Here is a 10,089-nt window from a genome sequence, read left to right as displayed (position 1 = left end):
CGTGCGCGTGCAGAAGGCCGCGATCGGCAACGTGCTGCCCAAGGGCACGTTGAAGGCCGCCTGAGCCGCAGGCCCTTGATGGCGGCCCCGGCCGCCCTTACACGCTTTGGACGCGGCGGGGAGCCGCCTGGACTTCGATGCTGACCTACCCGCGCTGGAAATACGCCCTCGCCGTCGTGCTGTTGCTGTTGAGCGCGCTGTATGCGCTGCCCAATGTTTTCCCGCAGGACCCGTCCGTGCAGGTCACCGCCAACCGCGGCGGGGCGATCGATGCCGCGCTGCGCACGCGCGTCACCGGGTTGCTGGCCCAGGCGGGCGTCACGCCGAAAGAGGTGGAGATCGACAACGGCAACATGCTGGTCCGCTTCAAGGATCCCGACCAGCAGGTCAAGGCCGCCGACGTCCTGAGGGATCCGCTCGGCAACGACTACGTCGTCGCGCTCAACCTGGCCTCGACCGCGCCGGATTGGCTCGCGAACATCGGCGCCAAGCCGATGCTGCTCGGCCTGGACCTCCAGGGCGGCGTGCATTTCATGATGCAGGTCGACCAGAAGGCCTCGATGGAAAAGCGGCTGGATGCCCTCGCCGAGGACGTGCGCGTGCAGCTGCGCGACGCAGGCGTGCGCTACGAGTCGGTCGAGCGTCGCCCCGACGGCAGCGTGATCGCGATCGTTTCGCCGCAGGACGCCGAGAAGGCGCGCCAGCTCATCACGCGCGGCCAGACCACGCTCGACGTCGCCGTGAACGGCGGCGCGCTCACCGTGCGCATGAACCCCGCCGAGCAGCAGCGCCTCGCGCTCGAGGCCGTCGAGCAGAACGTCAGCACGCTGCGCAATCGCGTCAACGCGATCGGCGTCGGCGAGCCGATCATCCAGCGCCAGGGCACCGACCGCATCGTGGTCGAGCTGCCGGGCGTGCAGGACACCGCGCAGGCCAAGCGCATCATCGGCGCGACCGCGACGCTGGAATACCGCGCGGTCGTCGAGGGCAATGCCTACGACGCCATCTCGACCGGCAGCGTGCCGCCGGAGGCGCGCGTGTTCTACCGCCGCGAAGTCGGCCCCGACGGCAAGCCGGTGCCGATCCTGCTGAGCAAGCGGATCATCGTGTCGGGCGACCAGCTCGTGGGCGCCACCGCCACGACGGATCCGCAGTCGGGCACGCCCGCCGTGAGCGTCCGCCTCAACAGCGTCGGCGGCCAGCGCATGTTCGACTTCACCAGCGAGAACGTCGGCAAGCCGATGGCGGTGGTGTACATCGAGCGCGTGCCGGAGGTGAAGACGGTCGACGGCAAGGAAGTCCGCAGCACGCGCGTCAACCAGGAAGTGATCTCGGTCGCCAACATCCAGGGCGTGTTCGGCAAGGAGTTCCAGACCACCGGCCTGTCGAGCGCGAAGGAAGCGTCCGACCTGTCGCTGCTGCTGCGCTCGGGCTCGCTCGCGGCGCCGATGGACTTCGTCGAGGAGCGCATCGTCGGCCCGAGCCTGGGTCGGCAGAACGTCGAGCGCGGCCTGCAGGCCGTCCTCTACTCGTTCCTGTTCACCCTCGGCTTCTTCCTGATCTACTACCGCGTGTTCGGCATCATCACCTGCCTCTCGCTGCTGATGAACCTGCTGATGGTGGTGGCGCTGCTGTCGGTGTTCGGTGCGACGCTCAGCCTGCCGGGCCTCGCGGGTGTCGCGTTGACGGTGGGCATGTCGGTGGACGCGAACGTGCTGATCAACGAGCGCATCCGCGAGGAACTGAGGCTCGGGCTGCCACCGCAGACGGCGATTTCCGAAGGTTATGAGCGCGCGCAGGGCACCATCGCCGACGCCAACCTGACGACGATCCTCGCGGGCCTCGCGCTGTTCGCCTTCGGCACCGGCCCAATCAAGGGCTTCGCGGTCACGCTGATCGTCGGCATCCTGACCTCGATGTACACGGCGACCTCGGTGTCGCGCGCCATTGCGACGCTGATCTACGGCCGTCGCCGCAAGCTGCAGTCGATCGCGATCTAAGGGAAGACATTCCATGAAGCCTTTCAATGTTTTCCCGTACGACAGCAACTTCGACTTCATGCGGCTGCGGTGGATCTCGCTGGCAATCGCCGGCCTGCTGATGGTCGCGTCGTTCGCGGCGATGATCTTCCACGCGTTCAACGGCGGCTTCGACCCGGGCCGCACGTTCAACTTCGCGCTGGACTTCACCGGCGGCTCGGTCGTGGAACTGCGCTTCGACCGACCGGTCGACACCGACGCGGTGCGTAACCGACTCGACGCGGCGGGCTTCCACGGCGCGCAGGTCCAAGGCCTCGGTTCCGGCCGCGAGCTGATGGTCCGCCTGCAGCCGCAGGAAGGCTCGCAGGGCGCGACCGCGAAGGACCGCACGGCGGCGGCGGTGGTGCAGGCCGCGAGCCTGCCGGGCAATGCCGCGCACGTGCAGCGCAGTGACTTCGTCGGCCCGCAGGTCGGCAAGGAGCTGGCGTGGAAGTCGCTCTACGCATTCCTGTTCGTGCTGGTGGGCCTGCTGATCTACATCTCGATGCGGTTCGAGCTGAAGTTCGCCCTGGGTGCGATCATCGCGACGATCCACGACGTCAGCATCGTCGCCGGCTGGTTCGCGATCACGCGCCACGAGTTCGACCTGACGGTGCTCGCCGGTCTGCTGGCGGTCATGGGTTTCTCGATCAACGACACGATCGTGGTCTTCGACCGCGTGCGCGAGAATTTCCGCAGCATGCGGTTGAGCCCGCGCGAGATCATGAACAAGGCGATCAACCAGACGCTGTCGCGTACGGTGATCGTGTCGTTCGTCGCGTTCCTGTCGATGCTGGCGCTGTACGTGTTCGGTGGCGCGTCGCTGCGCGGCCTCGCCGAGGCGCAGATCATCGGTACCGTCATCGGTACGCTCTCCTCGATCTTCATCGCCTGCCCGCTGCTGCTGTGGTTCGGCGTGAGCAAGCAGGACCTGATGCCGAAGGCGAAGGACGAGGCCGCGCTGGCGCGTCGTCCCTGATCCCCGACGACGGACACGAAAAAGGCCGCAGCGATGCGGCCTTTTTTTTGCGGTCGGGCAGGACGCCGGCCGGCGCGGTCGATCAGGCGGCGTCGAACGTGGCCGCGTAGCCGGTATCGACGATCTTCTTCTGCAATTCGTCGCAGATCTTCAGGTTGCCCGCGACCAGCGGGCGGCCCAGCAGGCCCCGGTTGTCCATCGGCCCGGTCGGGCGGCCACGGTAGTCGACCACCTTGCCGCCGGCCTCGCGGACCAGCAGCGCGCCGGCCGCGATGTCCCAGGGCTTGAGGCCCGCCTCGAAATACGCGTCGGCGCGGCCACAGGCCACGTAGGCGAGATCGAGCGCCGCCGAGCCCGTGCGGCGGATGTCCTCGGCCTGGAGCAGCAGCGCGTCGACGGTCTTGAGCTGCGCCGAGGCGCGCTCGCGTTCGCGCGGCGGGAAGCCGGTGATCAGCATCGCGCCGTTGAGGTCCTTGCGGTCGGCCACGCGGATGCGCTTGTCGTTGAGCACCGCACCGGCGCCGCGCGACGCGTGGAAGATCTCGTTGCGCAGCGGATCGAAGATCAGGCCGTGGATCGGCTCGCCGTTCTCGACCAGCGCGATCGACACGCAGAAGTGCGGGATGCCGCGCAGGTAGTTGCTGGTGCCGTCGAGCGGGTCGATGACCCAGGTGTAGCGCGCGCGCGGGCCCGAATTCAGCGGGCCGCTTTCCTCGCCGAGGATCGCGTGGTCCGGCGTCGCGCGGCGGAATTCCTTGATGATTTCCTTCTCGGCCAGGCTGTCGACTTCGCTGGCGAAGTCCATGCGGCCCTTCTCGACGACGTTGAGCGCGTCGAGCTTGTGCATGTGGCGGAGGAGAACATTGCCGGCGGCGCGCGCGGCCTTGATCATCAAGGTGATGGCGGGTTTCTGCATGGGGATGTCCGGGCGCGCTGGCCGTGGAAAAGAACGACCCCGCCATCAGCGGCGGGGGCGCGAAGCTTACCATTGACGGCATGACCCCCGATTTCATGACGCTCGCCGCCGACCGCATCCGCATCGTGCTGGTGGGCACCCAGCACCCCGGCAATATCGGCTCCGCCGCCCGCGCGATGAAGACCATGGGCCTGCACCGGCTCGTGCTGGTCGCCCCGGAGAAGCGGCCCAATGCGGAGTCCGAGGCGCTGGCGGCCGGGGCCGACGACGTGCTCGCCAGCGCCGCGTTCCACGACGACCTCGCGTCCGCGCTCGCGGGCTGCCAGCGGGTGCTCGGCTGCACGGCGCGCAGCCGCCGCGTGGCGCTGCCGGAACTCACCCCGCGCGAAGCGGCGGCGTCCATGGCCGGGACCGTGCCGCAGGGTGACGTCGCGCTGGTGTTCGGACGCGAGCGCACCGGCCTGACGAACGAGGAGCTGCACCTCTGCCACCAGGCGGTGCACATCCCGGCCAATCCCGGCTACAGCTCGCTGAACCTCGCCGCTGCGGTGCAGGTGCTGGCCTACGAGGTCCGCATGGCGTTGCTCGACCGGCTGGACGCCGCGGGGCCGACCGAGCCGCGCGATCCGCCGGCCTCGCACGAGCAGCTAGAAGGCTTTTACGCCCAGCTCGGCGAAACCCTGGACGCGATCGACTTCCACAAGGGCCGCTCCCCCGACAGCGCGATGCGCAAGCTCCGGCGCATTTTCAATCGCACCGGACTGGACGAGCGCGAGCTGCGGCTGCTGCGCGGCGTGCTCGCCGACGCCCAGCGGATGGCCCGGCTGGCGGGGACGGGCGGCGGGAAATGACCCCGCCGCCGATGTGAAGGCGGCGGCGCGGACCGCGACGGCCGTCCCACTCCGGTCGGTTTTGCTTTAGGCTCGGCGACGACGCCCCGGGGTCGTAACGCCTTGATCACGCGCATCCTCCGTTTCGCCTGCCTCCTGCTGGCGCTGGCCGTCCCGTTCCAGAGCCGCGCCGGCGATGCTTCCTCGGGCGTGCTGGTACTCGGCCGGATCAGCGACGACCCCGCGACGCACTACGCCCAGCTCAAGCCGCTGCTCGACTACGTCGTGCCGAGGATGGCGGACGTCGGCATCCGCGAGGGACGCATCCTCATGGCGCGCGATCCCCAGCAGATGGCGAGTTACATGCGGCGGGGACGCGTGGACTGGGTCACCGAGACGGCCGGCACCGCGATGATGCTGCGACAGCGCGCCGGCGCGCGCCCGTTGCTGCTCACCGAACGCGATGGCGTGAGCCACTACCACAGCGTCTTCTTCGCCCGCCGCGACCGCGGCCTCGCCAGCCTCGACGACCTGCGCGGCCGCCGGCTGGCGTTCCAGCGCCCGTCGTCGACCAGCGCCTACTACGTGCCGGCCGGGATGCTGCTCGACCGCGGCATGCCGCTCGAAATCCTGCTCTCGCCCGACGACCAGCCGGGTCCCGGCGCGGTCGGCTACCTGTTCGCGCGCTCCGAGCTCAACATCGCCACGTGGGTGCACAAGGGCCTCGTCGACGCGGGCGTGATGAGCGACATCGACTGGGAGAAACCCGGCCGGGTGCCGTCCTCGTTCCGCCGCGACTTCGTGCTGATCGGCCGCACGCCGGACTATCCGCGCGCGGTCGAGGTGGTGCGGGGCGACGTCGACCCGCGCATCGCGGCGCGCCTGCGCGACGTGCTGCTCGAGGCCTCGCGCGACCCCTCCGCGCGCGACGCACTGCTCGCCTTCTTCGGCACCACCCGCTTCCTGCCGATGGACGCTGCGTCCGGCGCCGCGCTCGCGGACATCGGCCGCGGCGTGGCCCGCATCAAGGCCGACGTCGAATGAAGGTCAGGATCGGCCTGCAGGCCCAGTTCTTCGCAATGGTCGGCTTCGCGATCCTCGCCGCCAGCGCGCTGATGGTGCTGTTCTGGATGCGGCAGCAGGAAGTGCAGCGCACGGTCGAGTCCATGTCGCGGCAGGCCACCGACCAGGTGCTCGACGCGAACCTGCGCCGCCGTGCCGACGGCACCACGGGGCAGCTCGCCAAGGCGCTCGCGAACCCGCTCTACTATTTCGACCTCGACGCCGTCGGGGACCTCGCGAAGAGCGCGCTGCGGCAGCCCGGCGTGCGCTACGTGCTGGTCTTCGACGCCGACGGCAACGTGCTGCACGACGGCACGCCCGACATCCCGACCTACGGCCGCCGCATGGACGATCCGCTCGCCTTCGAGGCGATCGAGGCGCGCGACCTGCATGCGCAGCTGACGCCGGACACGCTGGACGTGTCCGCGCCGGTGATGGTGGGCGACTCCCGGCTGGGCGGCGTGCGCGTCGGCTTCGACCGGATGGAAGGCCGCGAATTCCAGCAGGGCGCGATGACCGCGCTGCGCCAGCAGATCCGCGATCTCGGCAGCCGCCAGCTGCTGGCGATCCTCCTGCTCAGCGCCGCGCTGCTCACGCTGGGCGGCGTCGTGCTGGCGATCATCCAGCGCACGATGGTGCGGCCGATCAGCGAGCTGGCCGACTCGGCCCGGGCCATCGAAGCCGGGCAGTTCGAAACCGAGTTGCCGGTGACGCGCCGCCGCGACGAACTCGGCGACCTCGTGCGCGCGTTCGGGCGCATGAGCCAGAGCGTCGCGCGGCACGACCGCGAGATCCGGCGCATGGCGTACACCGACGCGCTGACCGGCCTCGCCAACCGGCTCGCCTTCCGCGAGATGCTGGACGCCCGCCTGATGCAGCTCAACGGCGCGGGGCGCCAGCTCGCGCTGCTGTTCGCGGACGCGGACGATTTCAAGCGCATCAACGACACGCTCGGCCACGATGCGGGCGACGAGGTCCTGCTGCAGTTCGCGCATCGCATTTCCGACGCGGTGTCGCGGATCGGCGGTCCGGAGGCGCGCGTGGCGCGCTTCGGCGGCGACGAGTTCGTGATCCTGGTCGAGGACGAGGACGTCCGCGCGGCGGCCACGCGCCTGGCCGAGCGGCTGGTCGCGATCCTCGCCGAACCGCTGGTGGTGCAGGGGCGGCAGGTCTTCCTGAGCACGTCGATCGGCGTGACGCTGTTCCCCGACGACGCCGACGGCGCGACGTCGCTGCTGAAGAACGGCGACATCGCGATGTACCAGGCGAAAGTCGCGGGCAAGAGCTGCTACCGCTTCTACAGCCGTGCGATGAACGAGGCGGTCGAGCGCCGCGTGCACCTGGAGAACGAGCTGCGTGGCGCCTGGGACCGCGGCGAGCTGCGCGTCGTCTACCAGCCCGTCTACCGGCTCGCCGACCAGCGCCTGGTCGGTGCCGAAGCGCTGCTTCGCTGGCGCCACCACGAGCAGGGCGTGATCGCGCCCGCGGTGTTCATCGACGTCGCGGAGCAGAGCGGGCTCATCGAGACGATCGGCCCGCAGGTGATGCGCGCGGCCTGCGGCGACGCACGTCGCTGGGAAGCCGCACGCGGCGAAGGCGAGCCGCTGTTCGTCTCGGTCAACGTGTCGCCGCGCCAGCTGCGCAGCGGCGATCTCGCGCGCATGGTGGAAGCGAGCCTGCGCGACGCCGGGCTCGCGCCGGAACAGCTGCACATCGAGCTCACCGAGACCGCGGTGATCAGCGACGAGGCGCATGCCAGCCAGTTGCTGACGCGACTGCGCGCGCTCGGCGTCAAGGTGTGGCTGGACGACTTCGGCACGGGGTTCTCGGGCCTGAGCCATCTGCGTCGCGTGCCGGTCGACGGCGTCAAGATCGACCGCAGCTTCGTCGCCGACGTCCTGCGCGATCCCGACGACCTCGCGCTGACGACGGCCATCATCGCGATGGCGCATTCGCTGGGCATCACCGTGGTGGCCGAGGGCGTGGAGAAGGAAGGCCAGTACGCGCTGCTGCGCGAGCGGCGCTGTGACCTGGCCCAGGGTTACTGGCTGGGCCACCCGCTCGAAATGGACGAATTCATGACGCTGGTGGCCGACGCGTCCACGGCCGTCGCGGCACTGTAGGCCCGGCGGTCAGACGAAGCGCGAGGCGAATTCCGCGATGCGGCCCGACAGCGCGGCCGCGATCACCAAGGTGATGCCGCCGGTCGCCCAGGCCACGCCCATTAGCGCGCCGTCGCGCTCGAGATAGGCGAGGGCGAACAACAGCACGACCACGCCCAGCGCGTAGTTGGTGAACGGGATCGGCAGGGTGAGCAGCAGGCCGGTGGCGAGCACCAGCAGGCCGGTGAACAGCCGCGACGACCAGTGATCGAGCATGGCCGGCATGCGCGGACGGACGCGTCGCTCGAGACGCGCGAGCCATGGCGACAGGCGGTCCCGGAAACGGGCGAGGGTGGAACGCTTGGGGCCCCGGCGTGCGAGGAAGCGCGGCAGCCACGGGCGCCGCAGCCGAAGCAGGAGCTGCACGCCGACCAGCATCACCAGCGGCCCGCTGAGGCCGCCGGCAAGGCCGGGTACGGGAATGAACGCGGGCGCCGCGGCCGCGACCAGCAGCATGCCGAACGCGCGGTCGCCGAGCCCTTCGAACACGCCACCGAGCGGTTGGACCTCGTTCGGGTCGCCGGCGGCGAAGGCATCGAGCAGGGCGCGGGTGCCGAGTTCCGGCGCGCGCTCAGCCCGGTCGCGCATCGTCGTCGTCCTGCGCGGGTGGGGCGCGCTGGAGCAGCAGCTTGTCGACGCGCGGCCCGTCGAGGTCCACCACCTCGATGCGCCAGTCGCTCCACTGGAAGTGCTCGCCTGCATGCGGGATGCGGCCGAAGTGCGCGATGACCATGCCGGCCGCGGTGTGGAAGTCGTGCTCGTCCTCGCCCGGCAGCTCCGAGGCCCCGAGCAGTTCGCGCAGTTCCTCGACGCCCAGCGAACCGTCGACCAGGAGCGAGCCGTCGTCGCGCATGATGACACCGGTCGGGCCTTCGTCGCTGTCGGACTGGATGCGCCCGATCACCGCGCCCATCAGGTCGTTGACGGTGACCAGCCCGGTCACGTCGCCGTATTCGTCGACCACGAGCGCGAGGGACTGCTGCTCCTCGCGGAAGATCTCGAGGAGCTTGAGCGCGGGCGTCGACTCCGAGACGAACAGCGGCTGGCGCAGGTGCGCGAACAGGTCCGGCGTCTCGCCCCGGCCGAGCGCGCCGACCAGCGTCTTCGTCTCGAGGATGCCGAGCACGTCCTGGTCGCTGCCGCGATAGACGGGAAAGCGCGAGAACGGCGATGCCTGCAGCACCTCGAGGTTCTCCGCGGTGTCGGCGGCGCTATCGAGCCAGGCGATGCGCGTGCGCGGCGTCATCAGGCTGTCGGTCGTGCGATCGCCGAGGCTCAGCACGCGGTTCATCATCTTGCGTTCGTCCGCATCGATGACGCCCTGCTCGTGGCCTTCGCTCACCAGCATGCGGATCTCTTCCTCGGTCACCGCCTCACCCGAGCCGCCGCCCAGGCGCAGCACGCGCAGCAGCACGCGGGTCGACGCCGAGAGCAGGATCACGAACGGGGTCGCGATGCGCGCGAAGAAGTCCATCGGATACGCGACGAGCGCCGCGATCGCCTCCGGTCGCAGGGTGCCGATGCGCTTGGGCACGAGCTCGCCGATCAGGCCGAAGAAGAACAGCACCACCAGGAAGCCGGTCGCGCGCCCGATGTAGGCGGCGTAGGGCGCCAGCATCGGGAAATCGCGCAGCGGGTCGGCGATCTTCTCGCCCATCGATTCGCCGCCGAAATAGCCGGTCAGCAGGCTCAGCAGCGTGATCCACAGCTGCACGGCCGAGAGGAAGCTCTCGGGCTGCTCGGCGAGGTCCAGCGCCTTGCGCGCGCGACCGCTCGTGGCCGCCATGTGGCGCAGCCGGCTCTTGCGCGAGGTCATGACCGCCATCTCCGACATCGCGAAGAAGGCGTTGAACACGACGAGGACGAAGACGATCAGCAGGTCGCGCACGGATGCGGTTCCGGGTGCGGCGCGCAGGCGGCGCGGGTGGCGCGGCCGGGCCGCTCATCGCGAAGGCGCGCTATCGGTGCTCGTCGCGGGGGAGGGGGAAGGTCCAAGCGGGCGCGATCTTATCAGGACGCGAGACGCGGGCCACGTGAAGGCGGCATGAGGGGTGAAAGAAAAACGTCACATTCGCGCGTCATAATTCTGTAATCCGTTCGCCCCCTCTTCGAGGCACGCATG

The 10,089-nt window shown here is 69.8% G+C and carries 8 protein-coding genes; 5 read left to right on the top strand and 3 right to left on the bottom strand.

Translation table 11 applies throughout. The features are described from left to right. Nucleotides 1-137: 137 nt before the first annotated feature. Together secD and secF are read left to right on the top strand one after the other, a co-directional pair. A complete protein-coding gene (gene secD / locus E4F61_RS13450) occupies nt 138-2,000 on the top strand; it encodes a protein translocase subunit SecD (protein ID WP_133480136.1) in 1,863 nt (620 codons plus the stop codon). A 13-nt stretch (nt 2,001-2,013) separates the two neighbouring features. Next, nucleotides 2,014-2,997: a protein translocase subunit SecF gene (secF, locus tag E4F61_RS13445; protein ID WP_133480135.1), complete on the top strand. Its 984-nt coding sequence runs from the start codon at nt 2,014-2,016 to the stop codon at nt 2,995-2,997. Between the two features lie 82 nt (nt 2,998-3,079). Here the strand turns inward: secF and E4F61_RS13440 are convergent, their stop codons facing one another. Further along, complete coding sequence (locus E4F61_RS13440; RefSeq protein WP_133480134.1) at nt 3,080-3,913, bottom strand: inositol monophosphatase family protein; 834 nt, start codon at nt 3,911-3,913, stop codon at nt 3,080-3,082. Between the two features lie 80 nt (nt 3,914-3,993). On the opposite strand from E4F61_RS13440, the gene E4F61_RS13435 reads away from it, so the two are divergent. From E4F61_RS13435 to E4F61_RS13425, 3 genes are all read left to right on the top strand, one after another. After that, entirely contained in the window at nt 3,994-4,764 is a 771-nt protein-coding gene (locus tag E4F61_RS13435; protein WP_425480159.1) for an RNA methyltransferase, read from the top strand. A gap of 102 nt (nt 4,765-4,866) precedes the next feature. Further along, on the top strand, nt 4,867-5,787 hold the full coding sequence (locus E4F61_RS13430) for a phosphate/phosphite/phosphonate ABC transporter substrate-binding protein (RefSeq protein ID WP_425480158.1): 921 nt from the start codon (nt 4,867-4,869) through the stop codon (nt 5,785-5,787). After that, nucleotides 5,784-7,928, top strand: a complete 2,145-nt coding sequence (locus E4F61_RS13425; RefSeq protein ID WP_133480133.1) for a putative bifunctional diguanylate cyclase/phosphodiesterase — start codon at nt 5,784-5,786, stop codon at nt 7,926-7,928. The genes E4F61_RS13430 and E4F61_RS13425 overlap by 4 nt, the downstream gene beginning before the upstream one ends. 9 nt (nt 7,929-7,937) lie before the next feature. On the opposite strand, the gene E4F61_RS13420 is transcribed toward E4F61_RS13425, so the two are convergent. Together E4F61_RS13420 and E4F61_RS13415 are read right to left on the bottom strand one after the other, a co-directional pair. Then, nucleotides 7,938-8,555 (bottom strand): exopolysaccharide biosynthesis protein, encoded by a 618-nt coding sequence (locus tag E4F61_RS13420; protein ID WP_133480132.1) that lies wholly within the window; start codon nt 8,553-8,555, stop codon nt 7,938-7,940. Beyond that, a complete protein-coding gene (locus tag E4F61_RS13415; protein ID WP_133480131.1) occupies nt 8,539-9,855 on the bottom strand; it encodes a hemolysin family protein in 1,317 nt (438 codons plus the stop codon). Before E4F61_RS13415 ends, E4F61_RS13420 begins: the two co-directional genes overlap by 17 nt. Nucleotides 9,856-10,089: the final 234 nt, after the last annotated feature.

Source organism: Cognatilysobacter segetis (assembly GCF_004359965.1).
Lineage (GTDB): Bacteria > Pseudomonadota > Gammaproteobacteria > Xanthomonadales > Xanthomonadaceae > Cognatilysobacter > Cognatilysobacter segetis.
Note: the sequence above shows the minus strand (reverse complement) of the source record. Positions and strands in the feature narration are given on the sequence as shown.